This window comes from Acetanaerobacterium sp. MSJ-12 (assembly GCF_018917875.1).
Taxonomy (GTDB): domain Bacteria; phylum Bacillota; class Clostridia; order Oscillospirales; family Ruminococcaceae; genus Bittarella; species Bittarella massiliensis.
The window spans coordinates 108,294-133,607 of record NZ_JAHLPK010000003.1; the positions used below are offsets into that span (position 1 = coordinate 108,294).

Consider the following 25,314-nt stretch of genomic DNA (forward strand, 5'->3'; position numbering starts at 1 on the left):
AGGGAAGGGGCTTATTTTTCCCCCTCGTCCTCCTCCGGCCTGTTGTGGGTCACCTGGTAGCAGAGGGTCAGCAGGCTGTCCCCCAGATGGACGTTTTCCACCACCACGTCGCTGTGGTCGACCCGCAGGTCGTAGTGGCTGAAGTTCCAAAACCCGGTGATGCCCAGATCCACCAGTTGGGGGGCCACCTTGGGGGCCGCCGTCTTGGGGATACAGAGGATAGCGATGGTGGGGTGGTTTTCCCGGCAGAAGGTTTCCAGCTCGCCGGTGGAGCGCACCGGCAGGCCGGCGATGATCTCGCCGGTCTTTTGGGGGTCGGAGTCGAAGATCCCCGCCAGGCGAAAGCCCCGCTTCTCAAAGTTCATGTGGGCGGCGATGGCGCTGCCCAGGTTGCCCGCGCCGATGAGGATGGTGTCGTGCATGGTGTCCACGCCGATGATCCGCCCGATTTCCCGGTGGAGCTGTTCGATGTTGTAGCCGTAGCCCTGCTGGCCGAAGCCCCCAAAACAGTTGAGGTCCTGGCGGATCTGCGAGGCGGTGAGGTTCATCTTCTGGGACAGCTCCTTGGAGGAGATGCGCCCCACCCCGTTTTGCAGCAGGTCCCCCAAAAAGCGGTAGTAGCGGGGGAGCCGCCGGATGACAGACAGGGAAACGCCGTTCTTTTTCACAAAAACACCCCGTTTTTACAGCGACTGGATGGTGTCCATCACGTAGTTGCCGAATTCTTCGCAGGTGCAGCCGGTATCGCGGCCGGTGCAGTGCATCTTCTTCTCTTCAAACATGCAGATGTCCAGCGCCCGCTCCAACTTGTCCGCCTCGGCCTGGTAGCCGATGTGGGAGAGCAGCAGGACGGCGGCCCGCAGCATGGAACAGGGGTCGGCGTAGATGTCCCGCCCCTCCTTCACCATCCGGGGGGCGGAGCCGTGAATGGCCTCGAACATGGCGTAACGCTTGCCCAGGTTGGCGCTGCCGGCGGTGCCGACGCCACCCTGGAACTCGGCCGCCTCGTCGGTGATGATGTCGCCGTAGAGGTTGGGGAGGACGAAGACACGGAAGTCGCGGCGGCGCTTTTCGTCCACCAGCTTGGCGGTCATGATGTCGATGTACCAGTCGTCGGTGGCGATCTCAGGGTACTCCTGGGCCACCTTCTGGCAGATCTCCAAAAACTTGCCGTCGGTGGTCTTGATGACATTTGCCTTGGTGACGATAGAGACCCGGCCCTTGCCGTTTTTGCGGGCGTAGTCGTAAGCCAGCCGGGCGATGCGCTCGGTGCCCTGGGTGGTGGTGACGGTGAAGTCCACCGCCAGGTCCTCGTCCACATTGACCCCCAGCGAGCCCAGGGTGTAGGCGCCCTCGGTGTTTTCGCGGAAGAAGGTCCAGTCGATGCCCTGTTCGGGCACCTTCACCGGGCGGACGTTGGCAAAGAGGTCGAGCTCTTTGCGCATGGCCACGTTGGCGCTTTCGATGTTGGGCCAGGGGTCGCCCTTGCGGGGGGTGGTGGTGGGCCCCTTGAGGATGACGTGGCAGGCCTTGAGTTCGGCCAGCACGTCGTCGGGGATGGCCTTGTTCTGGGCCACCCGGTTCTCGATGGTCAGCCCGTCGATCTCTTTAAAGACCACCCGGCCGGCCTTCACCTGGTCTTGCAGCAGGTAGGAGATGACCCGCTGGGCCTCGTGGGTGATGCGGGGGCCGATGCCGTCGCCGCCGCAGACGCCGATCACGATCTGGTCGAGACCGCTGTAATCGACAAAGTCGCCCTGCTCCTTCACCCGCTGGATGCGCTCCAACTGGCCCTGTAAAACCTTGGCAAACTGTTCGGTTGCGGAGACCATTTTTTCTTCCATCATCTCATTGCCTGCCTTTCGCTCATTTTTTTGGTGTAGTCCAGCAGCCCGCCGCAGAGGAGCATCTCCACCTGCCGCTCGGACAGCTCCGCCCGCACCGCAAACTGGGTGCCGCGGGTGTTGTTTTTGACGGTGAGCCGGCCGCCCTCTTTCAGGGCGTCGATCAGCCCGACGATCTCCAGCTCGTCGCCGAGGGAGAGGGCCTCGTAGTCCGCCGCGTCGGCAAACTCCAGGGGGAGGATGCCGGCGTTGACCAGGTTTGCCTTGTGGATGCGGGCAAAGCTCTGGGCGATGACCGCCTTGACGCCCAGGTAGAGGGGGGCGAGGGCGGCGTGCTCGCGGGAGGAGCCCTGACCGTAGTTCTGGCCGCCGACGATGATGCCGCCCTGCTTTTCCTTGCAGCGGGCGGGGAAGTCGGGGTCGCAGGCGGTGAAGCAGAACTCGCTGATTTTGGGGACGTTGGAGCGGTAGGGGAGGACCTTGGCCCCGGCGGGCATGATGTGGTCGGTGGTGATGTTGTCCCCCACCTTCAGCACCACCTCTTTTTTCAGGTGGTCGCAGAGGGGTTCGGTCTTGGGGTAGGGCTTGATGTTGGGGCCGCGCACCACCTCCACTGCGCCGGCCTCTTCGGGGGCGGCGGGGGCGACCAACAGGTTGTCATTGACCAAAAAGCGGGCGGGCATCTCGATCCCCCCCAGGTCGCCGATTTCGGTGGGGTCGCTGATGACCCCCTGCAGGGCCGACCAGGCGGCCGTCTCGGGGCTGACCAGGTAGACCTGGGCGTCAGCGGTGCCGCTGCGCCCCTCAAAGTTGCGGTTGAAGGTGCGCAGGGAGACCCCGCCCGACTTGGGGGATTGGCCCATCCCGATGCAGGGGCCGCAGGCGCATTCCAGCACCCGGGCGCCGGCGGCGATCATGTCGGCCAGGGCGCCGTTTTCCGCCAGCATGGTGAAGACCTGCTTGGACCCCGGGGAGATGGTGAGGCTGACGTTGGGGTGCACCGTCTTCCCCTTGAGGATGCGGGCCACCTTGAGCATGTCGTAGAGGGAGGAGTTGGTGCAGGAGCCGATGCAGACCTGGTCCACCGGGATGCCGCCCAGCGCCCCGACCGGCTTGACGTTGTCGGGGCTGTGGGGGCAGGCGGCCAGGGGCTCCAGCGCCCCCAGGTCGATGGTGAGCACCCGGTCGTAACGGGCGTCGGCGTCGGGGGCGAGGGGGGTGAAATCCCCCTCGCGACCCTGGGCGGCCAAAAACTGGCGGGTGATCTCGTCGGAGGGGAAGATGGAGGTGGTGGCCCCCAGCTCGGCGCCCATGTTGGTGATGGTGGCCCGCTCGGGCACGCTGAGGGTGGCGACCCCCTCGCCGGCGTACTCGATCACCGCGCCGACGCCGCCCTTGACCGACAGCTCCCGCAAAACGGCGAGGATGATGTCCTTGGCGGAGACGCAGGGCCGCAGGGCCCCGGTGAGTTCCACCTTGATGACCCGGGGCATGGGGATGTAGTAGGCCCCGCCGCCCATGGCCACCGCCACGTCCAGCCCGCCGGCGCCGATGGCCAGCATGCCGATGCCGCCGCCGGTGGGGGTGTGGCTGTCCGAGCCGATGAGGGTCTTGCCCGGAACGCCGTAGCGCTCCAGGTGCACCTGGTGGCAGATGCCGTTGCCGGGGCGGGAGAAGTCCACCCCGATCTTCTTGGCCACGGTCTGGGTGTATTTGTGGTCGTCGGCGTTTTCAAAGCCTGACTGCAGGGTGTTGTGGTCGATGTAGGCGACCGATTTTTCGGTCTTGACCCGGGGGATGCCGATGGCCTCGAATTCCAAATAGGCCATGGTCCCGGTGGCGTCTTGGGTGAGGGTCTGGTCGATTTTCAGGCCGATCTCGCTGCCGGGCGCCATGTCGCCTGACAGCAGATGGGCGGAGATGATCTTTTCCGCGAGATTCTGTCCCACAAGCATCGTCCTTTCTGTCTGTTCCCCTATGTGCTCTATAAATAAGAAATCATGTACAAGTATAATCCCTCACCCCCTGTATTGTCAATTGGTTAACGATTACAAAATGAATTTATGAAAATGAAATCCTGCAAAAATATCGAAAAACACATATCCCCAGCAAAGCGGGAGAAAATAGATAAAAACAAGTGAGAATACCGACTTTACGGATAGGACCGCCCAGCTGGCGGGTGAAAAATTTGCATAAAGTCAGAAAGGCGGAGGCATTTTTGAGCGAGAAAAACAAAAAACAGCAATCTTTGGTGAGCGGGGAGGAGCCGGCGGAGGAGGCGCAGGAGACGCAGGACGCGGCCCAGGCACAACAGGAACAGGCGCAGATCCTGAACATGGGTTCGGTGACGGTGCAAAAGGGCAGCTACACCATCCACTGCCTGACCATCATCGGCCAGATCGAGGGGCACTTCATCCTGCCGCCCCAGAACAAGACCACCAAATACGAGCACGTCATCCCCCAGCTGGTGGCCATTGAGGAGCGCGACGACATCGATGGGCTCATCGTCATCCTCAACACCGTGGGGGGCGATGTGGAGGCGGGCCTCGCCATCGCCGAATTGATTGCCGGGATGGAAAAGCCCACCGCCTCCCTGGTGCTCGGCGGCGGCCACTCCATCGGGGTGCCCCTGGCGGTGGCCGCCGGGCGCTCCTTCATCGCCCCCAGCGCCACCATGACCATCCACCCGGTGCGGATGAACGGGCTGGTGCTGGGGGTGCCCCAGACCTTTTCCTACTTCGAGCAGATGCAGGACCGCATCCTGAATTTTGTGGCCGGCAACTCCCGCATCGGCAAGGAGCGGTTCAAGGAGTTGATGATGACCACCGGCGAACTGGTGATGGACGTGGGGACGGTCCTGGACGGGGAGCGGGCCACCCAGGAAGGGCTCATCGACGAGCTGGGCGGCCTCAAAGAGGCCATGAACTACCTCTACCGGGAGATCGAATCCCGCCGCAAAGACGCGCCCGAGGGCGGGGAGGAGCGCAAAAAAGAGTCGGCCACCCGCAAAAAGGGGAAAAAAGAGGAGAGCGCCCCCGCAAAAACAGGGAAGAAGGCGAACAAATGATTTTACACACCCCGGTCCCTTGTGGTATGATAATGGAGACTTTGGCCGCCGCCCCGCCGCCGGAGTACTGCCGGTCGGGCGGCCAGCTCTGCCAGGTGTCGGGCGGCCGGGTGGAGCGGCTGATCTCCACCGACCCCAACGCCTTTTTAGAGCCTGGGTTTCAGCCCGGCGCCCCCTTGGCGCCGGACCGCTGATCCGGCCTTTTCTGCCGCCCCCGCCCGCCGGGAGCGGCCTACATAAAAACGGCTTTTTGAAGGGCTGCCGGCCCCCTTTTTGGCCGGCTGGGTGGGACAGGCCCCCGCTTTTTTGTGCGGGGCCCGAATAGCAAACGATTTGCCCCCTCTGCGCCAGCGCAGGGCAGGGGCTTGATTTGAGGAGTTTTCATGGCAACGAAGCGCACAACCGGAAAGCGGGCGGCCCCCAAGTCGGGCGCCGCCCAGAAAAACAAACTCTTTCGCCAGCAGATGGCGGCGGTCATCGCCTTTGCGGTGGGGCTGCTGCTGACCTTTTTGGCCCTGGTGAGCGGGCTGAATGTCTGGAACGCCCTGCACAAGTTCCTCTTTGGCCTCTTTGGGCTGGCGGCCTACCTGGTGGGGCCTTTGGTGGTCTACATATCCGGCTCCTCGGCGCTCAAAAAGCGCTCGATCGTCAAACCCATGCTGCTGGGGGCCCTCTTTCTGGCCTTTCTCTGCGGGGCCATCCAGCTCCTCTTTGCCCCCGAACTGCTGGGCAACAACTTCTTTGACAAATTTCTCAACCTCTACGCCATGGGGGCGGCCAAGCGGGGCGGCGGCCTCGCCTTCTGCCTGCTGGGCTGGCCGCTGCTGTCCCTGTTCGGCAAGACCGGCGCCGTTCTCACCATGGGGATCGCCGCCTTCGTCATTTTGATGTTCATCAGCGGCAAGACTTTGCTGGACCTGCACCAGAGCGTGCAGAAGCCGGTCCGCCAGGCGAAGGAGATGGTGGCCGAGCGGATGCAGCGGGGCGCGGCCAACATCGATGTGGACATCGGCGGCCCCCGCCCCATCGACATTCCCCTGGGGCCCGACGAGGAGCGCCCCGCCCCCCGGCGCAAAAAGGAGAAGGCGGCCCCCGCCCTTCCCCCGCAGGAGCCGGAGGAGGCCCTGCCCCTGCCCGACCCCGCCCGCCGCCAGGAGGACGAGGACGCCCTGGACGCCCTGGTGCAAAAAATCGTAAACGGCGGCGCCCCCGCCCCCCAAAAGGAGGAGCTGGACCCCGCCGAGATCTTCACCTTTACCGTCCCCGACATCAAGCCCGCCTCGGCCGTCGTCCCCGGCGGGGAGGAAAAAGCGCCCGCTTCCGAAGGGGAGGGGGAGGAGGGAGAGCCCTTCGCCGCCCCCGAGGAGGAAGAGGAGGAGGCCCCCGCCTACAACTACCCCTCGGTGGGGCTGCTCAATCCGCCCCCCGCTGAAAACAACCGGGACATCTCCCGCGAACTCAAGCAAAACGGGGAGCGGTTGGTGGACACCCTCAAGAGCTTTGGAGTGCAGACAAAAATCATCAACATCAGCCGGGGCCCGGCGGTGACCCGCTACGAATTGCAGCCCAACGCCGGGGTCAAGATCAGCAAGATCACCAACTTGGCCGACGACATCGCCCTCAACCTGGCGGCCTCCGGCGTCCGCATCGAGGCGCCCATCCCCAACAAGGCGGCGGTGGGCATTGAGGTGCCCAACAAGAACACCAGTGTGGTGGGCATCCGGGAGATGTTGGACTCCCCGGCCTTCCGGGATGCGGGCAGCGCCCTCTCGGTGGCCCTGGGCAAGGACATCGCCGGCAACGTCAAGGTGGCCGACATCGGCAAGATGCCCCACGTGTTGATTGCCGGCGCCACCGGTTCGGGCAAGTCCGTCTGCATCAACTCCATCATCCTGAGTTTGCTCTACAAGTCCTCCCCCGAGGAGGTGCGGCTGCTGATGGTCGACCCCAAGGTGGTGGAGCTGGGGGTCTACAACGGCATCCCCCACCTGCTGGTCCCGGTGGTCACCGACCCCCACAAGGCGGCCGGCGCCCTGGGGTGGGCGGTGACCGAGATGCTCAACCGCTACAAGCTCTTTGCGGCCAACAACGTCCGCGACCTGGGCGGTTACAACAAGCTCTGCGAGAGCCGGGGGGAGAAGCCCCTCTACCGCATCGTCATCATCATCGACGAGCTGGCCGACCTGATGATGGCCGCCCCCGGCGAGGTGGAGGACAGCATCTGCCGCCTGGCGCAGATGGCCCGCGCCGCGGGGATGCACCTGATCATCGCCACCCAGCGCCCCTCGGTGGACGTGATCACCGGCGTCATCAAGGCCAACATCCCCAGCCGCATCGCCTTTGCCGTCTCCAGTCAGGTGGACTCCCGCACCATCCTCGACGGGGCAGGGGCCGAAAAGCTGCTGGGCAGGGGGGACATGCTCTACTTCCCGGTGGGGGCCTCCAAGCCCACCCGCATCCAGGGCTGCTTTGTCACCGACGAGGAGATCGAGCGGGTGGTCGAGGCCATCAAGCCCGACACCCCCAAGACCTATGACGAGCAGATCATCGAGGAGATCGACAAGCAGGCCGCCGCCGAAAAGGGCAAGGGCTCGAATGGCGGCAGCGGGGAAGAGGGGGACGACATGCTCCCCGACGCCATCGAGGTGGCGGTGGACGCCGGCCAGATCTCCACCTCCATGCTGCAGCGCAAACTGAAGCTGGGCTATGCCCGGGCCGCCCGCATCGTGGACGAGATGGAGGAGCGGGGGATCATCGGCCCCTTCGAGGGCTCCAAGCCCCGCAAGGTGCTCATCAGCCGGCAGCAGTGGCTGGAGATGTGCGCCAACCAGGACGCCCTCGAGCACTAGAGAAAAAGGACAGTGCGGCAGGCAGGGGACACCCCTCTGCCCGCCTTCTGCTGTGCGGCACCGCCCGCCGGAAAGGACACCCATGAACGATTTTCTGCCCATCAGCCGCGCCGAGATGGAGGAGCGGGGCTGGACCCGGCCCGACTTTGTCTACATCTGCGGCGACAGCTATATCGACCACCCCAGTTTCGGCTGCGCCATCATCACCCGGGTGCTGGAGAGCGCCGGCTACAAGGTGGCGATCCTCTCCCAGCCGGATGTGGAGGAGGACGCCCCCTTCACCCAGTTCGGCCAGCCCCGCCTGGGCTTTCTCATCTCGGCGGGGAACGTGGACTCGATGGTCAACCACTACACCGTGGCCAAAAAGCGCCGCGCCACCGACTTTTACACCGCCGGCGGGGTGATGGGCAAGCGCCCCGACCGGGCCACCATCGTCTACTCCAACATTGTCCGCCGCCTCTATCCCGAGGCGCCCATCCTCATCGGCGGGGTGGAGGCGTCCATGCGCCGCTTTGCCCACTACGACTACTGGGACAACGCCGTTCGTCCCAGCATCCTTCAGGACGCAAAGGCCGATCTGCTCCTCTACGGCATGGGGGAACACCAGATCGTCGAGGTGGCCGACCGCCTGGCGGCGGGGGAGCCGGTGGCGGCCATCCGGGACGTGCGGGGCACCTGTTACTTTGCCGAGCGGAGCGAGCTGCCCGACGGCTATGTGAAGTGCGCCAGCTTTGAAAAGGTGCGGGAGAACAAGCGCAGCTATGCCAAGGCCCAGGCCATTCAGTACAACGAGTGCGACTACGCCACCGGCCACCTGCTGGTGCAAAAGCACGGAGACCGGGTGCTGGTGGCGACGCCCCCCTCCCGCCCTCTGGCGAGGGAGGAGCTGGACCGGGTCTATTCGCTGCCCTACCAGCGCACCTACCACCCCAGCTACGAAGCGCTGGGCGGGGTGCCCGCCATTGCGGAGGTGGAGTTCTCCATCATCCACAACCGGGGCTGCTTCGGCGGCTGCAACTTCTGCGCCATCGCCGTCCACCAGGGGCGGCACGTCACCAGCCGCTCGGCCGAGTCGGTGCTGGAGGAGGCGGAGCGGATGACCCACAACCCCCGCTTCAAGGGGTATATCCACGACGTGGGGGGGCCCACCGCCAACTTCCGCGGCCCCTCCTGCGACGGGCAGCTGGAGCGGGGGATGTGCAAAAACGGCCGCAAGTGCCTGGCCCCCACCCCCTGCCCCAAACTCAAGGTCGACCACCGGGAGTACGACGACATCCTGGAGCGGATGCGCCGGATCCCCGGCATCAAAAAGGTGTTTGTCCGCTCGGGCATCCGCTTTGACTACCTGAACCTGGACAGGGACCAGACCTTTTTTGACCACCTGGTGAAATACCACGTCTCCGGCCAGCTGAAGGTGGCCCCCGAAAACTGCAGCGACCGGGTGCTGCGGGCCATGGGCAAGCCGGGCATTGCCAGCTACCGCAAGTTCCAGCGGGCCTTCTACCAAAAGACCAAGCAGATCGGCAAGAAGCAGTACCTGGTGCCCTATCTCATGAGTTCCCACCCGGGCAGCGGGCTCAAAGAGGCCATCGACCTGGCCCTCTTTTTGAAGGAGGAGGGGCTGCGCCCCCAGCAGGTGCAGGACTTTTACCCCACCCCCTTCTCCATCTCCACCTGCATGTACTACACCGGGATGGACCCCTTTACCCTGGAGGAGATCTACGTGGCCACCGACCCCCACGAGAAGGCCATGCAGCGAGCGCTGATCCAGTATTTTCTGCCCCAAAACCAGCAGTTGGTGCTGGAGGCGCTCAAGCGGGCGGGCCGCTGGGACCTCATCGGCTTTGGGCCCGAGTGCCTGGTCAAGCCCGACGCCAAGACCGCCGCCGCCCTGCGGGCGCGCCGGCAGGCCCAGGGGGAGAAGCGGGGCCAGAGCAGGCGGCCGGCCGGCCGCCAGAAGGGAGGGCGTGAGCCGTGGCACAGCGCAAAACCGTCCACAGGACGAGCAAAAAGCAAAAAGAAAAGATAAAAAAGGCCCTGTTGGGGGTGCTGGTCAGCCTGGTGGCCCTGGTGCTGGTGGTGCTGGGGGTGGACCCGGAGTGGCTGGGCGCCATCCCCGGCGGGAACGACCTGTTGACCAGCCTCGGTCTCTCGGACATCTCCATCCCCGAGGGGGAGGCATCGGTCCACTTCATCGACGTGGGGCAGGGGGACGCCTCCCTCATCCTGGTGGACGGGCACGCCGTCCTCATCGACGGGGGCGAAAACGACAAGGGCGACACGGTGGTGAACTACCTAAAAAACCAGGGGGTGGAAAAGCTCGACCTCATCGTCGCCACCCATCCCCATTCCGACCACATCGGCGGGCTGGACGTGGTGATGGCCGCCATCCCCACCGACACCCTGCTGATGCCCCGCCTGCCCCAGACCCAGCTGCCCACCACCAAGACCTACAAAGACCTGCTCACCCAGGCGGCCGAGAGCCAGGTCAAGGTGGTGTACAGCGAGCCGGGACAGCAGCTCACCTACGGCGACGGCCGGCTGACGGTGCTGGGGCCGCTGGAGGGGTATGACGACCTGAACGACACCTCGGCCGTGGTCCTCTTTCGCTACGGCAGCCAGCGCTTCCTCTTTACCGGGGACATGGAGACAAAGGCCGAAAAGGACCTGCTGGAGGAGTACGGGGCCGGGGAGATCGGGGCCCAGGTGCTCAAACTGGGGCACCACGGCAGCAGCACCAGCACCTCGGCGGCCTTTTTGGACAGGGTGGACCCCGAGATCGCCGTGGCCTGTGTGGGGGCGGGCAACTCCTACGGCCACCCCCACCAGGAGACGGTGGACCTGCTGGCCAATCGGGGCGTCCGCTTTTTGCGCACCGACCTAAACGGCACCATCGTCTTTTCCACCGACGGCAGCGATCTGGATGTCGTCTGCCAGAAGGGGGAGTGAGGGGATGTTTTACAGCGTGGACCGCATCGAGGGCCCCCTCGCCGTCTTGCAGGACGACGAGGGCGAAAACCGCGCCGTCCCCCTGGCGGAGCTGCCGGAGGGCCTGCGGGAGGGGGACGTCCTCTGTCGGGAGGGGGAGAGCTGGCGCCCCGCCCCGGAGGAGCGGGACCGCCGCCGCGCCGAATTGCAGGCGCTGCTGGACCGGCTGACTGGAAAATAGCGGATGTGGGAGGGAGCAGGTTTTCTGCTCCCTCCCTTTTTGCCGCTAGCTTTTGCCGGGAGAGGTGCTATAATGAAAGGGGAAAGGGACGCGGTCTGTAAAGGGAGAGGGGAGGCGGCTCGGATGGAGAGAAAACCGCTGCAAAAACAGCCGGACAGAGATTTTTTGCAGTTTGCCAGGTGGGTGTCGGGCGCCCCCTTCTTCGGGCTGGCCGCCGCCTGTGGGGCTGCCGCCGTCTTGCTGCTGCGGGGCGGGGAGTGGTCGCTGTCCACAGCCCTCTACCTCGCCGCCCCCCTGGCGGGGATGCTGGTGCTCTACGGCGTTTTGGCAGCCGTCGCCAGGACCCGGTACGGCCTGAAGATCCCCCTTCTCCCCCGGGTGTTGCGGCTGCCCGCCCTGCTCCTGACGGCGGCGCTGGTTGCCCTCTGCATTGCCCTGGCCCGCTGAAAAGAGGGGAGAGAGCGGGGCGATGGGAGCAAACGAAAAAAAGAATTTCTCGCCGTCGGCCTTTCAAAAAAAAAGCCGGCGGCCGTTTTCTTTTCTTCTCCCTGTTTTTTCGCCAGGGGGTTGCAATGGGGGGAGATTGTGATACCATAGAGGTAAATTGAACTATATCATTTCGACAGAGGCAGCCCTGAAAAGGGAAGGGCCGCCCTGCCGTCTGCGCCGGGGCGCAGCGAAAGGAATGGGGTTTTATGAGAGAGATCGAAGCCGCCCGGATCACCCAGGTGGTCAAGCGCCTCTGCATCGAGGCCAACTGCCGTCTGCCAGAGGATGTGCAGGAGCGCATCCGCGCCTGCCGCGCCTGCGAGGACGGGGAGACCGCCTGCGGCATCCTGGACAAGATCATCCAAAACTACGAGATCGCCGGGGCCGAAGGGGTGCCCATCTGCCAGGACACCGGCATGGCCTGCGTCTTTTTGAAGATCGGGCAGGAGGTCCACATTGCCGGCGACCTGCGCGCGGCGGTGGACGAGGGGGTGCGCCAGGGGTACGCCGAGGGGCGGTTGCGCAAATCGGTGGTGCGCGACCCGCTGGACCGGGTCAACACCGGGGACAACACCCCGGCCCTCCTCTACTGCGAGCTGGTGCCCGGCGAACAAATCGAAATCACCGTGGCCCCCAAGGGCTTTGGCAGCGAGAACATGAGCCAGATCAAGATGCTCAAGCCCTCCGACGGGCTGGACGGGGTGCGCAACTTCGTGCTGCAGGTGGTGGAGGACGCCGGCCCCAACCCCTGCCCCCCCATCGTGGTGGGGGTAGGGCTGGGCGGCAGCTTTGACAAGGCCGCCCTGTTGGCCAAACAGGCCCTGATGCGGCCCCTCGACCAGCGCAGCCAAAGCCCCTTCTACGCCGGGCTCGAGGAGGAGCTGCTGGAAAAAATCAACCAAAAGGGGATCGGGCCCCAGGGCTTTGGGGGCAAGACCACCGCCCTGGCCGTCAACATCGAGACCATGCCCACCCACATTGCCGGGCTGCCCTGCGCGGTGAACATCAACTGCCACGTGACCCGCCACAAGACGGAGGTGCTTTGAGATGGAGAAGAAGATCACCACCCCCCTGACCCGCGAGGCCGCCCGCCAGTTGCGCTGCGGCGAGAGCGTCCTCATCAGCGGGGTCATCTACACCGCCCGCGACGCCGCCCACAAGCGGCTGGTGGAGCTGGCCGAGAAGGGCGCCCCCCTGCCCTTTGATATCGAAAACGCCACCATCTACTACGTGGGGCCCACCCCCGCCAAGGAGGGCCGCCCCATCGGCTCGGCCGGCCCCACCACCAGTTACCGGATGGACGCCTATTCCCCCACCCTCATCGCCCTGGGCGAGACCGGGATGATCGGCAAGGGGAAGCGGGGGCCAGAGGTGATCGCCGCCATGAAGGAGCACGGCGCGGTCTACTTTGGGGCCATCGGCGGGGCGGGGGCCCTGCTGGCCCGCTGTGTCAAGAAGGCCGAGATCGTGGCCTACGAGGACCTGGGGGCCGAGGCCGTCCGCCGGTTGGAGGTGGAGGATTTCCCCGCCGTGGTGGTCATCGATTCCACCGGCAAAAACCTCTACGAGACCGGGCGGGCGGAGTACCTGGCCGCCCGCGACGGAAAGTGAGACAGCGAAAAGGGGGAGGAGGACGCCCATGGAGATAGAGCTCAAGCAGGGGAGCCAGGTCCCCGTCTACCGCCAGATCGCCGAGGCAGTCGCCGGCCAGATCGCCGAGGGCCGGCTGGCCCCCGGCGACAAGCTGCCCACCGTCCGCCAGCTGGCCGAGGAGACCGGCCTGGCCCAGGGGACCGTCAAGCACGCCTACGACGAGCTGGAAAAAGAGGGGCTCATCGAGATGGTGCAGGGCCGGGGGACCTTTGTCCGGGGGCGGGAGGAGAGCGCCTCCGGCGGCCGCAAGGATTTGGCGATGGCGGCCATCGACGCCCTGCTGGACCGGATGGAGGAGTTGGGCTTTTCCAGCCGGGAGAGCGAGATCTTCTTCTCCCTCAAGCTGCGGGAGCGGGAAGAGGGGTATGAGCAGGTGCGGCTGGCCCTAGTGGACTGCAACACCGAGGCCCTCTCCCAGATGGCTGACCAGCTCTCCCGAGTGGCGGACGTGGACGTCTACCAGTTCCTGCTGGACGACGTGCTGGGCGCCCCCTACAAAATCGGCGACCACGAGGATTTGGTCATCACTACCTCCACCCACTTCCACCAGCTCTCCCAGGCGGTGGGGGGGCGCTGCCGGCTGGTGCGGGTGGTGCTCTCCCCCTCCAACCAGACCCTGACCGCCCTGGCCCGCGCCCCGGAGGAGGGGCGGGTGGGCATCCTCACCGCCAGCGACAAGTTCGGGCGGATCATCCGCCGCAGCTGCACCGCCCTGGGGATCGACGGCGGCCGGGTGGACGCCCGCCTCTTCGGCGAGGAGGGGGTGCGGTCCTTTGTGGAGGGACACCCCGTCCTCATCCTCCCCCCCAACTACAACCGCTTCTGCTCAAAGGAGGAGGGGGAGTGGGTGCGCGCCGCCGCCCGGGCCGGGCAGACGGTCATCCGCTACGACTACCTGGTGGACGGCGGCTCCCTCCTCGCCATTGAGGAGCAGATCGAAGAGGTGCGCCGGGGCAAAAAGGGCCGCTAAAGACGGTTTTAAAGAAAAAGAGGGAAATGAACTAGTTCATTTCCCTCTTTTTTTGCGTATAGATGGAGAAACATCCAAATTAGCCAAAAGAAAGCCGGGATTTTCTCCCTTATTCTCCGGAAAAAAGGAGATGATTTGGTTGATTTATGATATATAACAATATATATTATAGATATAGTTCAAATCAAATTTGCGAAAGCAAGGGGTGCGAAATGGAACAGAAAACTTTGGTCATCGGGGTGATCGGGGCGGACGTCCACGCCGTGGGCATCAAGATCCTCGACCACGCGTTCACCGACGCGGGGTTCAATGTCATCAACCTGGGGGTCATGGTCTCGCAGGAGGAGTACATTGCCGCCGCCATCGAGTCGGACGCAGACGCCATCGTGGTCTCCTCCCTCTACGGGCACGGGGAGCTGGACTGCCGGGGCCTGCGCCAGAAGTGCGACGAGGCGGGGCTGGAGGGCATCCTCCTCTACGTGGGGGGAAACATCGTGGTGGGCAAGCAGCCCTTTGAGGACGTGGAGCGCCGGTTTTTGGCCATGGGCTTTGACCGGGTCTTTCCCCCGGGCACCTCGCCGGAGACCACTATCGCCTCCCTCAAAAAAGACCTGGGCGTCCAGTGAGAGGGTGAGGGAGCGATGCGACCGATCCTCTTGATCGACTTTGGAAGTACATACACCAAGGTGACCGCCGTTGACGTGGACGCGCCCGCCCTGCTGGGCACCGCCTCCAGCTACACCACCGTGCAGACCGACGTGGGGGAGGGGCTTGCGCGGGCGGTGGCACAGTTGGAAGAGCAGACCGGCAAGCTGGACTACGCCGAGCGCTACGCCTGCTCCTCCGCCGCCGGCGGACTGCGGATGGTCACCTGCGGGCTGGTGCCCGAACTGACGGCCGAGGCCGCCAAGCAGGCCAGCCTGGGGGCGGGGGCCAAGGTGGTGGGGGTCTACTCCTACCAGCTCACCGAGGACGACTTAGACGAGATCGCCGCCGCCCGGCCCGACATTGTCCTCCTCACTGGGGGGACCGACGGGGGAAACCGGGACTGCATCCTCCACAACGCGGAGATGCTGGCCGGGGTCCCCGGCGACTTCCCGGTGGTGGTGGCGGGGAATCGGGCCGCCGCCCGCGGCTGCCAGCGGCTGCTGGCCCAAAAGGAGACCCTGCTGTGCGAAAATGTGATGCCCCGCTTCGGGGTGCTCAACATCGAGCCCGCGCAGCAGAAGATCCGCGACATCTTCCTCGACCGCATCATCCGGGCCAAGGGGCTCTCCCAGGCCTCGGAGCTGGTCTCGGGCATCCTCATGCCCACCCCCTCGGCAATGCTGGCCGCCATGACGTTGCTGGCCGACGGCCTTGCGGGGGAGCCCGGCATCGGCGAACTGCTGGCGGTCGACCTGGGGGGCGCCACCACCGACGTCTACTCCATTGCCAGCGGGATGCCCAAGCAGCTGGACACCGTCTACAAGGGGCTGCCCGAGCCCTACGCCAAGCGGACGGTGGAGGGGGACATCGGCATGCGCTACAGCATTCACGGCATCCTCGAGGCCGCCGGACTGGACCGGGTGGCCCAGCTAGCCGAACTCCCCCCCGAGACGGTGCGGCAGATGGTGGAGGACCTGGCCGCACACACCGACAAACTGCCCGACAGCGCGGCGGGCCGACAGCTCGATTTTGCCCTGGCATCCCTGGCAGTGGAGACCGCTGTGGCCCGCCACGCCGGCACCATCGAGCAGACCTATACCCCGGTGGGGCTGACCTATGTGCAGACCGGCAAGGACTTAAGCGACGTGCGGCGGATCATCGCCACCGGCGGCGCCCTCATCCACGCCCCCCGGCCGGAGGAGGCGGTGCGACACGCCCTTTGGAGCCCGGCCGACCCCATCTCCCTGCGGCCCAAACAGGCGCAGGTGTGGGTGGACAGACACTACATTCTGGCGGCCATGGGCCTGTTGGCCGAACACTACCCCAAAGCCGCTTTACAGATGATGAAGAGGGAGTTGACCTGCGATGGAAATTCAAAATAAGCGAATCGAAGACGGCGCCTTTCAGCAAATTCGCCAAGAGGTGCTGGGCCAGTGGCCCACCGGCAAAGAGGTGGATTTGCAGGAGGCCTTTGACTTTCACCGCCAGCTGCCCGAGAGCAAGGTGTTCTCCCGCAAGTTGAGCCAGGCCAAAAGAGAGGGGAAGACCCTCATCCAGCCCCGGGCGGGGGTCGCTCTCATCAAGGAGCACATCGAGTTGCTGACCTACCTGCAGGACAAGGGGGAGGCGGACCTGCTCCCCACCACCATCGACAGCTACACCCGGCAAAACCGCTATGAGGACGCCGAGAAGGGGATCGTCGAGTCGGCCAAGAGCCAGAAGTCGATGCTCAACGGCCTGCCGGCGGTCAACCACGGGGTGGCCGGCTGCCGCCAGATCATCCAGAGCCTGGACATCCCGGTGCAGATCCGCCACGGCACCCCCGACGCCCGCCTCCTCACCGAGATCTGCTACGCCGCCGGTTTCACCAGCTACGAGGGGGGCGGTATCTCCTACAACGTCCCCTATGCCAAGAACGTGCCGCTGGAGCGCACCATCCTCGACTGGCAGTACTGCGACCGGCTCACCGGCCTCTACGAGGAGGCGGGCATCCCCATCAACCGAGAGCCCTACGGCCCCCTCACCGGCACCCTGGTGCCCCCCTGCATCTCCCACGCGGTGGCCATCATCGAGAGCCTGCTGGCCGCCGAACAGGGGGTCAAGAACATCACCGTGGGCTACGGCCAGTGCGGCAACCTGGTGCAGGACGTGGCCGCCATCCGCACCCTGGAAGAGCTGACCGACGAGTACTTGGAGAAGTACGGCTACACCGATGTGGAGGTCACCACCGTCCTCCACCAGTGGATGGGCGGCTTCCCGCAGGACGAGGCCAAGGCCTTTGGCGTCATCTCCTGGGGGAGCGCGGCCGCAGCCCTGGCCAAGGCCACCAAGGTCATCGTCAAGACCCCGCACGAGGCCATGGGCATCCCCACCATGGAGGCAAACGCCCAGGGGCTGCGCTGCACCAAGCAGGTCATCTCGATGCTCAGCGACCAGACCCTCACCGCCGCCGGGCTGGAGGAGGAAAAGCAGATCATTGCCGCCGAGACCCGCTGCATCGTCGACAAGTGCTTTGAACTGGGCGGGGGAGACATCGCCCTGGGGGCGGTGCGCGCCTTCCAGGCCGGGGTGCTGGACGTCCCCTTTGCCCCCAGCCGCTTCAACGCCGGCAAGATGCTCTCGGCCCGGGACAACGACGGGGCCATCCGCATCCTGGACGCGGGGGCCGTCCCCCTCTCGCCCGAACTGGTGGACTACAACCGCAAAAAAATCGAGGAGCGGGCGGCCTTTGAAAAGCGCAAGGCGTCTTTTCAGATGGTCATCGACGATGTCTACGCCATCTCCAAAGGCCGGCTGGTGGGCCGCCCCTGGAGATAGGGCAGAGCGGGCAGAAAAACGCGACAGACAGCTGAGAGCAGGAGGAATATACTGTGAAAATTGTTGATTTGGTCTGCGCCAAGGGGCGCACCGGATTTTTCTTTGACGACCAGCGGGCCATCAAGCTGGGGGCCGAGTCGGACGGCGCGGCCTATCTGGGCAAAACCGCCACCGCCGGGTTTTCGGCAGTCCGCCAGGCGGGCGAGGCCATCTCGGTGATGCTGGTGCTGGAGGACGGGCAGGTGGCCTACGGTGACTGCGCGGCGGTCCAGTACAGCGGCGCGGGCGGCAGGGACCCCCTCTTTCTGGCGGAGGACTTCATCCCCGTCATCGAGCGGGAGATAAAGCCCCGCCTGGTGGGCAGAGAGGCCGACAGCTTCCGCGAGTTGGCGGAGGAGATCGACCGGCTGCAGGTGGGCGGCAAGCAGCTGCACACCGCCATCCGCTACGGGGTGACCCAGGCCATCCTCGACGCGGTGGCCAAGGCTTCCCACCGGCTGATGTGCGAGGTGGTGGCCGACGAGTACCACACCCAGGTCACCGACCGGGAGATCCCCATCTTCACCCAGTCGGGGGACAACCGCTATGAGAACACCGACAAGATGATCATGAAGGGCGCCCAGGTGCTGCCCCACGCCCTCATCAACAACGTAGAGACCAAGCTGGGCCGAAAGGGCGAAAAGCTGGCCGAGTACGTGGGCTGGCTGCGCGAGCGCATCTGCAAGCTGCGGCTGGACGAAAACTACGCCCCGGTGCTGCACATCGACGTCTACGGCACCATCGGCGCGGCCTTTGGGAACGACAACTACCAGGGGATGGCCGACTACCTGGCCGAGCTGGCCAAGATCGCCGCCCCCTTCCACCTGCGCATCGAGGGCCCCATGGACGTGGAGGACCGGGAGAAACAGATGCTCGCCCTCAAGGAGCTGACCCGCCTGGTGGACGAGCGGGGCATCCCGGTGGAGCTGGTGGCCGACGAGTGGTGTAACACCCTGGAGGACATCCGCTACTTTGCCGACAACCGGGCCGGGCACATGGTGCAGATCAAGACCCCCGACCTGGGCGGCATCAACAACGTGGTGGAGGCGGTCCTCTACTGCAAGGAGAAGGGGATCGGCGCCTACCAGGGCGGCACCTGCAACGAGACCGACCGCAGCGCCCAGGTCTGTGTCAACCTGGCCATGGCCACCTGCCCCGACCAGATCCTCGCCAAACCCGGCATGGGGGTCGACGAGGGGTACATGATCGTCTACAACGAGATGCAGCGCATCCTGGCCCTGCGCAGAGCCCAGGCCGAGCGCTAGGAGGGGTTTTTGATGAAAGAGGAATTTCGCATTCTGTCCACCACCGCCATCCTGGGGTACGGTTTCCCCAAGGAGAGCTTTGAAGAGGGGATGAAGCGCCATCCCCACCTGATCGCCGTGGACGCAGGCTCCAGCGATCCCGGGCCCTACTACCTGGGGGCGGGGGTCTCCTTTACCGACCGGGACGCGGTCAAGCGCGATCTGGAGATCATGCTGGAAGCCGGGGTCAAGGAGGGCATTCCGGTGGTCATCGGTACCGCCGGCGGCAGCGGCGGCGAGCCCCACCTGAACTGGTGCCGCGAGATTGTGGAGGAGATCGCCCGGGAGAAAGACCTCCACTTCAAGCTGGCGGTCATCCACGCCGAGTTTGCAAAAGAGGATGTCAAGGCGGCCCTGCGGGCGGGGAAGGTGAAACCCCTTGCCCCGGCGCCCGAACTGACCGAGGAGGCGGTGGGCGCCACCACCCGCATTGTGGGCCAGATGGGGATGGAGCCCTTTATCAAGGCCCTGGACGAGGGGGCGCAGGTCGTTTTGGCCGGGCGCACTTACGACCCGTCGGTCTTTGCCGCCCCGGCAGTGCGGGCGGGCTGCGACAAGGGGCTGGCCATCCACCTGGGCAAGATCCTCGAGTGCGCCTCCATCTGCGCCACCCCCGGCAGCGGCTCGGACTGCATGTTCGGCTACATTGGGGAGGACTACTTCCGGGTGGAGCCCTTGAGCCCCCTGCGCCGCTGCACCACCCTCTCGGTGGCGGCCCACACCCTTTACGAAAAGACCAACCCCTACATCCTGCCGGGGCCGGGCGGCCACCTGGATTTGACCGACTGCAAATTTGAGCAGGAGACGGAGAACATCGTCCGGGTCAGCGGAAGCCGCTTTGTGCCCGACGCGTACACCGTCAAGTTGGAGGGGGCGCGCTGCATCGGCTACCGCACCGTCTCCATCGCCGGGGCCAGAGACCCCATCATGATCGAGAAGATCGACGAGGTGCTCGAAGGGGTGCGCGCCCGGGTGGCCGACAACTTCCGGGACGCCGACCTCCACTACTACCTGCACTTCAACATCTACGGCCGCAACGGGGTGATGGCGGAGTTGGAGCCCACCCCCACCACCAAGGGCGCCCACGAGCTGGGCATCGTCATCGAGGCGGTGGCCGACACCCAGAAACAGGCCGACACCATCTGCGCCTTCGCCCGCTCCACCATGCTCCACTACGGCTACGAGGGCCGCCGAGCCACCGCGGGCAACCTGGCGTTCCCCTACTCGCCCAGCGATTTTCACGCCGGCGAAGTCTATGTGTTCAGCATCTATCACGTCATTGCCGTCGACGACCCCGTCGCCCCCTTTGCCGTTGATTGTGTGGACCTGTAATGGTAGAATGAGGAGGAGAGAGCTGTGAAACAGAAACTCACCGATCTCGCAGAGATCATCCGCAGCAAGAATTCCGGCCCCTACGAGCTGACGCTGGACATCATGTTCAAGGACTTTGCCAGCTTTGAAAAGGCCTGTGAGAAGAAGATCATCAACGAGGACGTGGTCTGCCGTCTCTACCACATCCCCCCGGAGAAGATCATCAACATCATCGAGTTCCAGCCGGCCAAGGCCATCAAGATCACCATCCAGCGCCCCATCTGTTCGGGCGACCTGGGGGAGACCGACGTCTACGGCGCCCAGCAGCACGCCCCGCTGCTGGACCTGGAGTTTGACTGGTAGAAAAATAAGAGAGGGCCCGCAGCGGCGGGCCGTGGCGGCAGGCGCTTCGCGTGAGGGGCGCCTGCCGTCTTGTAGAGGAGGAGCGCCCCATGCCCTATTCCGATCGAATGCAGAAAAACCATCTGTACAGCGTCTTCTTCGCCCCCCGCGGCAACGTGCGGATGGCCGATTTGGGGATGCAGATCGCCCAGCAGTACCTCAGCCCCTTTGACCTGCTCATCGGCATTGTGGGGGAGGGGGGCTCGGGCAAGAGCATGCTGGTCAAGGGGATGTTCCCCGGGCTGGAACTCACCAACGACGACGAGGGGGTCAACGTCCGCCCCCTCCCCATCCTGGATGTGGACGAGGACGACTCGGGCTTTTACAGCCCCCACACCTATCACCTGGACATCCGCTTCGAGTCGGCCTTTACCCAGATGCACGTGTTGGCCGAGGCCATTTTAAAGGCCATCGAGAAGAAAAAGCGGGTCATCGTGGAGCACTTTGACCTCATCTACCCCTTTTTGGGGGGGCGCAACGCCCACCTGCTCATCGGGGTGGGGGGAGAGGTCATCATCACCCGGCCCAACCTCTTCGGCCCCGAGCCGGAGGATTTGACCAAAATCGTCTTTGGCTCCATCCGCTTTCGCAAGATGGCCCACACCGCGGAGGACCTCTGCGAACACCTGATTTTGCGCAAGTACAAGGGCAAATACACCCACGGCGATGTCAAGCACGGCTTTGTGCTCAGCTTTGCCGAGAAGCCGGACATCGACTTAAAGCGGCTGGAGACCGAGGTCAACGAGCTGATTGCCAAAGACATCCCCATCTCCTACTGCGACGAGGAGCACATCCTCATCGGCGACGAGCTGCACCACTGCACCGGGCCGCGGATGCACGTGCGCACCACCGGCGAGATCGAGGAGTTCGCCCTGCTGCAGGACCTGCCGATGGAGCCCATGACCGGGCGGTACCTGCTGGTGGGCCTGGTGGGCAGCGACTGGGAGAAGGCCGGCGGCAAGGACTTCAACAAAATCGTCTTTTGACGCCTGGGCCGAGTATTTCCCAGGGGCTGCCCTCCCTGCGGGGAGACGGACCCACAAAGGGGCGGGAAGAGCCAAAAACAGCGCGCCGCCTGCAAGATCGCTGCGGGCGGCGCGCCTCTGTGCAGCTGGATTGCTGCGGGCGGATGCGGGGCCAATTTTCCGGTTCTCTGCCGCGGCGCGTGGCCCTCTGAAGGGCGGCGATGGCACCCTCATGTAGGGATGGCTGACGCTATGTGTGGGCCCCTGTCTGTGAGGGGGGGAGCGGGCAAGAGTGAGAGTGGTCGCGTTCCTGTGGAAGGAACTCCTGGCGGCTGCGATTTGACTGTAAATCGGGGGCAATTCAAGTGACAAGGTGTCTGCCTTGTCACTTGTTTTTTCAGAAAAAAGCATCTGGTTATGTGGGGTGCTCCCAAAGAACTTGGGCGGCGCAAAAGGACTGAAGGCTCCTTGTACTGCGGAAAGGCGACTTGCGGGGAAAACAGAGCAGAGAGGGAAAATGCGAGAGGTTTGCAAGGGAAAAGAGAGAACAGTTGTGGAGGCAGCGGTGCTCTCCGGCCAGAGCCATGTGCTCGCAGGGATTTGACCTGAAATGAGCGGTTCCAGTTTTTGGGGATTTTTTTCAATGGAAAAAGGTGGTCGAATTGTTTTTGAGCGGTGCGCGAGTTTGAAGTGCAGGTTGCAAATATGGAAATCGGCAGTTTGAGCGTCAGGGGGTACTGCGCTGGCACTGCAGGTGGGAATGCAAAGGAGATAGGGGGTATCCAGCATCAATTCAGGGAAGACCAACTGGCAGAGCGAATGACACACAAAAACCCATGCACCGGTTTGCGGGCTGCGAGCAGCGGCCTTTTGCCGGTGGCAAACCATATCAGCGCCTTCGGTTGTAGCTTGAGAATAGAGGGCTTTGCTCGCATTTGTAGGACCACCAGCTGCGCCGATGGAGGCCTACTCGTGTCTGTGAAAAATGAAAAGGGGGAATTTTTCTCCTGGCGCCTGCGCAGGTGAGGCGCTGGGAGGGTTTGCCGGAGGGGAGAGGGACTGCCCTCTGTTTTGTCAGTCCTGCGCGGTTCAAAAGGGGAGGACTTACCCTCTCGCGTCCCTGTCTGGTTGCGATTTTTTGCGGGAAGAGAGCGAGAGGCTGTCCCTTCCAAAAGAAGGAGGGGCAGGAAGAAGGTGGCAGGGCCGTTTTGGCACGGAGCGATTGACTTTTAAGGGGAGGGAGGGTAAAATAGAAAAAGAACAAATGTTTATTTTGGAGTGAGGGGGACACAGGAAATGGAGCTGCTGGAAAAGCTGGAGATCCTCTCCGACGCGGCCAAGTACGACGTGGCCTGCACCTCCAGCGGGGTGGACCGGGCCGGCAAGAAGGGGCAGTTGGGGAGCGCGGCGGCCGCGGGCATCTGCCACAGCTTTACCGCCGACGGACGCTGTGTCTCCCTTTTAAAGGTGTTGATGACCAACATCTGCGCCTACGACTGCAAGTACTGCGTCAACCGCTGCTCCAACGCCACCCCCCGCGCGGCCTTTTCCCCCCGGGAGCTGGCCGACCTGACCATTCAGTTTTACCGCCGCAACTACATCGAGGGGCTGTTTCTGAGTTCCGGCATCCTCAAAAACCCTGACTACACCTGTGAGCGGATGATCGAGACCCTGCAGATCTTGCGGGAGGAGTACGGCTTTCGCGGCTACATCCACGCCAAGGCCATCCCCGGGGCGGACGACCGGCTCATCGCCCGGCTGGGGATGCTGGCGGACCGGATGAGCGTCAACATCGAGCTGCCCAGCCAGCAGAGCCTGCGGCTGCTGGCGCCGGACAAGTCGAAGGCGGACATCTTTCGCCCCATGGGGCTGATTACCAGCGGGATCGCCCAGAACCAGACCGACCTGGTGCGCTACCGGGGCGCGCCCAAATTTGCCCCCGCCGGGCAGAGCACCCAGATGATCATCGGCGCCACCCCGGACACCGACCTGCAGATCTTGCGGCTGACCCAGGGCCTCTACCGCAAATACGGTCTCAAACGGGTCTTCTTTTCGGCCTACACCCCGGTGCAGAGCGACGCCCTCCTGCCCTCCCTGACCACCAAGCCGCCCCTGCTGCGGGAACACCGCCTCTACCAGGCCGACTGGCTGCTGCGCTTTTACGGCTTCGACGCGGGGGAACTGCTGGACGAGCGGGCCCCCAACTTTAACCCCTACCTGGACCCCAAGTGCAACTGGGCGATCCACCACATGGAGCACTTCCCCGTCGAGGTCAACCGCGCCCCCTACGAGATGTTGCTGCGGGTGCCGGGCATCGGCGTCAAGAGCGCCCAGCGGATCGCCAAGGCCCGGCGGCTGGGCCCCCTGCACTTTGACGGGCTCAAAAAAATCGGGGTGGTGCTCAAGCGGGCCCAGTACTTTATCACCTGTTCGGGGAAGACGGCGGTGGGGCTGAAAATCAGCCCGGAGGCCGCCTTTCGCGCCCTGGTGTCCGAGCGCAGCGCCGCCATGCTCCCCCAGAACCGGCCGGAACAGCTCTCCCTGTTCGACGAGCCGCCGGTGACCCGAGAGGATGTGGTCTCTTGTTTGACCGGCCAGATTTGATTTACCTGCACGACGGCAGCTTTGCCGGATTTCTCTGCTGCGTCTTTGAGAGCTTTATTAGGAGGGAGGCGCCCCTGGACATCGTCTGCCGGGAGGACTGCCAGACTGGGCTCTACGCCGTGCGGGAGATCGAGAGCGACAGGGCGCGGGCGGGCCGGGTCTTTCGCTCCATCGGCGAGCGGATGGGGGAGGAGGCCCGCCAGCTGGTGCAGAGGGCCTTTTTGTTCGGGGAGGAGGGGCGGGATCTCTGGCTCTACCGCTTCCTCTGCCGGGGCTACCGCTATGGGCCCGCCGTCTGCGACATGTTGGGGGACGAGGCGGTGAGCCGGGTGCAGAAGATGGCCCTCTCGGTGTCGAACGAGGCGCATCTGCTGCTGGGGTTTGTCCGCTTTGCCGAGTACGACGGGGCCCTCCTCTCCCAAATCTCCCCCAAACACTTTGTGTTGCCGGTCCTGCGGGAGCATTTTTGCGACCGCTACCCGGAGGAGACCTTTATGATCCACGACAAGACCCACCAGATGGCCCTGATCTACCGCCCGCACCGGGCCAAAATCGTCTCGGTCAAGGCGTTGGAGCTCCCCCCCGACACCCCGCAGGAGCAGCTCTACCGCCAGTTGTGGCGGGGGTACCACCAGTCCGCCACCATTGCCGCCCGGGTCAACCCCCGCTGCCAGCGGGGAAACATGCCCAAGCGCTTTTGGGGGGAGATGTGCGAGATGGCGGACAGGTCTGCCCCTCCTTTGGAGGGGGCGAGAGCCGCCGGTCTGCAGGGGCCGGAGCGGGGAGACGCCCCCTCTCCGCAAAAAAGTTCTCCCCATCGCCTGGTGGGGGAGTGACCTGTCCGACGGGGCGGATCATTCGGCTTGGAGCGTTCTCCCAAAGGGTGCCTCGCCGGTCGGTGGACGGCCATTTGAAAAAGAGGGCCCCTTTTTGCCGCGGCGTCCGTGAGGAAGAAACTCGAGGGGATGGCCGGTGCCTGCAGATGAGAAAAACAGCGGGGAGGGGCGGTCAGTCCCTCCATTTTTCATGTCCGGCGGACGGCCTTCTGCGCGGAAAGATGTAGAGAAGTGCCGACAGATATCCCCGGGGAAGGAAGGGGAAGTGGTTTGACGGGGCAGGCAACCAGTCTTTGGCGGCCAATGAGGGGAACCGCTGTCCGAGGAGAAGAACAAGTTTGAAAGGC

22 protein-coding genes are annotated in these 25,314 nt (G+C 64.4%); 19 read left to right on the forward strand and 3 right to left on the reverse strand.

The window, feature by feature from the left end:
* Positions 1-11 precede the first annotated feature (11 nt).
* The 3 genes from KQI11_RS04210 to KQI11_RS04220 are packed head-to-tail and all read right to left on the reverse strand — an operon-like array spanning position 12 to position 3,793.
* Positions 12-668 carry a redox-sensing transcriptional repressor Rex gene (locus tag KQI11_RS04210; protein WP_185915225.1) on the reverse strand — a complete coding sequence of 219 codons (657 nt, stop codon included), beginning with the start codon at positions 666-668 and terminating at the stop codon, positions 12-14.
* A 15-nt stretch (positions 669-683) separates the two neighbouring features.
* Entirely contained in the window at positions 684-1,844 is a 1,161-nt protein-coding gene (locus KQI11_RS04215; RefSeq protein ID WP_502757127.1) for an isocitrate/isopropylmalate family dehydrogenase, read from the reverse strand.
* Complete coding sequence (locus KQI11_RS04220) at positions 1,844-3,793, reverse strand: aconitate hydratase (RefSeq protein ID WP_185915223.1); 1,950 nt, start codon at positions 3,791-3,793, stop codon at positions 1,844-1,846. Before KQI11_RS04220 ends, KQI11_RS04215 begins: the two co-directional genes overlap by 1 nt.
* Positions 3,794-4,179: 386 nt before the next feature.
* Here KQI11_RS04220 and KQI11_RS04225 point away from each other — a divergent pair, with 386 nt between their 5' ends.
* From KQI11_RS04225 to KQI11_RS04315, 19 genes are all read left to right on the forward strand, one after another.
* Positions 4,180-4,911: an ATP-dependent Clp protease proteolytic subunit gene (locus KQI11_RS04225; RefSeq protein ID WP_216401331.1), complete on the forward strand. Its 732-nt coding sequence runs from the start codon at positions 4,180-4,182 to the stop codon at positions 4,909-4,911.
* Positions 4,908-5,105: a YlzJ-like family protein gene (locus KQI11_RS04230; protein WP_073260959.1), complete on the forward strand. Its 198-nt coding sequence runs from the start codon at positions 4,908-4,910 to the stop codon at positions 5,103-5,105. Before KQI11_RS04225 ends, KQI11_RS04230 begins: the two co-directional genes overlap by 4 nt.
* Before the next feature lie 189 nt (positions 5,106-5,294).
* The gene (locus tag KQI11_RS04235; protein ID WP_286172537.1) at positions 5,295-7,760 is read left to right on the forward strand and encodes an FtsK/SpoIIIE family DNA translocase; all 2,466 of its coding nucleotides are present in this window, start codon (positions 5,295-5,297) and stop codon (positions 7,758-7,760) included.
* 82 nt (positions 7,761-7,842) lie between these two features.
* Positions 7,843-9,789: a YgiQ family radical SAM protein gene (locus KQI11_RS04240; protein ID WP_216401194.1), complete on the forward strand. Its 1,947-nt coding sequence runs from the start codon at positions 7,843-7,845 to the stop codon at positions 9,787-9,789.
* Positions 9,735-10,709 carry a ComEC/Rec2 family competence protein gene (locus KQI11_RS04245; RefSeq protein ID WP_216401195.1) on the forward strand — a complete coding sequence of 325 codons (975 nt, stop codon included), beginning with the start codon at positions 9,735-9,737 and terminating at the stop codon, positions 10,707-10,709. The genes KQI11_RS04240 and KQI11_RS04245 overlap by 55 nt, the downstream gene beginning before the upstream one ends.
* A 4-nt stretch (positions 10,710-10,713) precedes the next feature.
* Entirely contained in the window at positions 10,714-10,929 is a 216-nt protein-coding gene (locus KQI11_RS04250; RefSeq protein WP_216401196.1) for a DUF3006 domain-containing protein, read from the forward strand.
* A gap of 123 nt (positions 10,930-11,052) precedes the next feature.
* The gene (locus KQI11_RS04255; protein ID WP_216401197.1) at positions 11,053-11,376 is read left to right on the forward strand and encodes a hypothetical protein; all 324 of its coding nucleotides are present in this window, start codon (positions 11,053-11,055) and stop codon (positions 11,374-11,376) included.
* Positions 11,377-11,624: 248 nt separating this feature from the next.
* The gene (locus KQI11_RS04260) at positions 11,625-12,464 is read left to right on the forward strand and encodes a fumarate hydratase (RefSeq protein ID WP_216401198.1); all 840 of its coding nucleotides are present in this window, start codon (positions 11,625-11,627) and stop codon (positions 12,462-12,464) included.
* A 1-nt stretch (position 12,465) separates the two neighbouring features.
* On the forward strand, positions 12,466-13,029 hold the full coding sequence (locus KQI11_RS04265; protein ID WP_185915218.1) for a Fe-S-containing hydro-lyase: 564 nt from the start codon (positions 12,466-12,468) through the stop codon (positions 13,027-13,029).
* Positions 13,030-13,057: 28 nt separating this feature from the next.
* On the forward strand, positions 13,058-14,041 hold the full coding sequence (locus KQI11_RS04270; RefSeq protein ID WP_216401199.1) for a GntR family transcriptional regulator: 984 nt from the start codon (positions 13,058-13,060) through the stop codon (positions 14,039-14,041).
* 212 nt (positions 14,042-14,253) lie between these two features.
* The gene (glmS, locus tag KQI11_RS04275; protein ID WP_185915216.1) at positions 14,254-14,667 is read left to right on the forward strand and encodes a methylaspartate mutase subunit S; all 414 of its coding nucleotides are present in this window, start codon (positions 14,254-14,256) and stop codon (positions 14,665-14,667) included.
* A 15-nt stretch (positions 14,668-14,682) separates the two neighbouring features.
* Positions 14,683-16,071: a methylaspartate mutase accessory protein GlmL gene (gene glmL / locus KQI11_RS04280; protein WP_216401200.1), complete on the forward strand. Its 1,389-nt coding sequence runs from the start codon at positions 14,683-14,685 to the stop codon at positions 16,069-16,071.
* On the forward strand, positions 16,055-17,506 hold the full coding sequence (locus KQI11_RS04285; protein ID WP_216401201.1) for a methylaspartate mutase subunit E: 1,452 nt from the start codon (positions 16,055-16,057) through the stop codon (positions 17,504-17,506). The genes glmL and KQI11_RS04285 overlap by 17 nt, the downstream gene beginning before the upstream one ends.
* A gap of 53 nt (positions 17,507-17,559) precedes the next feature.
* Positions 17,560-18,810, forward strand: coding sequence for a methylaspartate ammonia-lyase (locus KQI11_RS04290; protein ID WP_216401202.1), 1,251 nt, complete (start codon positions 17,560-17,562; stop codon positions 18,808-18,810).
* Positions 18,811-18,822: 12 nt separating this feature from the next.
* On the forward strand, positions 18,823-20,181 hold the full coding sequence (locus tag KQI11_RS04295; protein ID WP_216401203.1) for an acyclic terpene utilization AtuA family protein: 1,359 nt from the start codon (positions 18,823-18,825) through the stop codon (positions 20,179-20,181).
* A gap of 24 nt (positions 20,182-20,205) precedes the next feature.
* A complete protein-coding gene (locus tag KQI11_RS04300) occupies positions 20,206-20,523 on the forward strand; it encodes a DUF4387 domain-containing protein (RefSeq protein ID WP_021659889.1) in 318 nt (105 codons plus the stop codon).
* 89 nt (positions 20,524-20,612) lie between these two features.
* Positions 20,613-21,548, forward strand: a complete 936-nt coding sequence (locus tag KQI11_RS04305; protein ID WP_216401204.1) for an alanyl-tRNA editing protein — start codon at positions 20,613-20,615, stop codon at positions 21,546-21,548.
* Between the two features lie 1,275 nt (positions 21,549-22,823).
* Entirely contained in the window at positions 22,824-24,131 is a 1,308-nt protein-coding gene (locus KQI11_RS04310; RefSeq protein WP_216401205.1) for a putative DNA modification/repair radical SAM protein, read from the forward strand.
* Positions 24,110-24,967 (forward strand): TIGR03915 family putative DNA repair protein, encoded by an 858-nt coding sequence (locus KQI11_RS04315; RefSeq protein ID WP_216401206.1) that lies wholly within the window; start codon positions 24,110-24,112, stop codon positions 24,965-24,967. Before KQI11_RS04310 ends, KQI11_RS04315 begins: the two co-directional genes overlap by 22 nt.
* Positions 24,968-25,314: the final 347 nt, after the last annotated feature.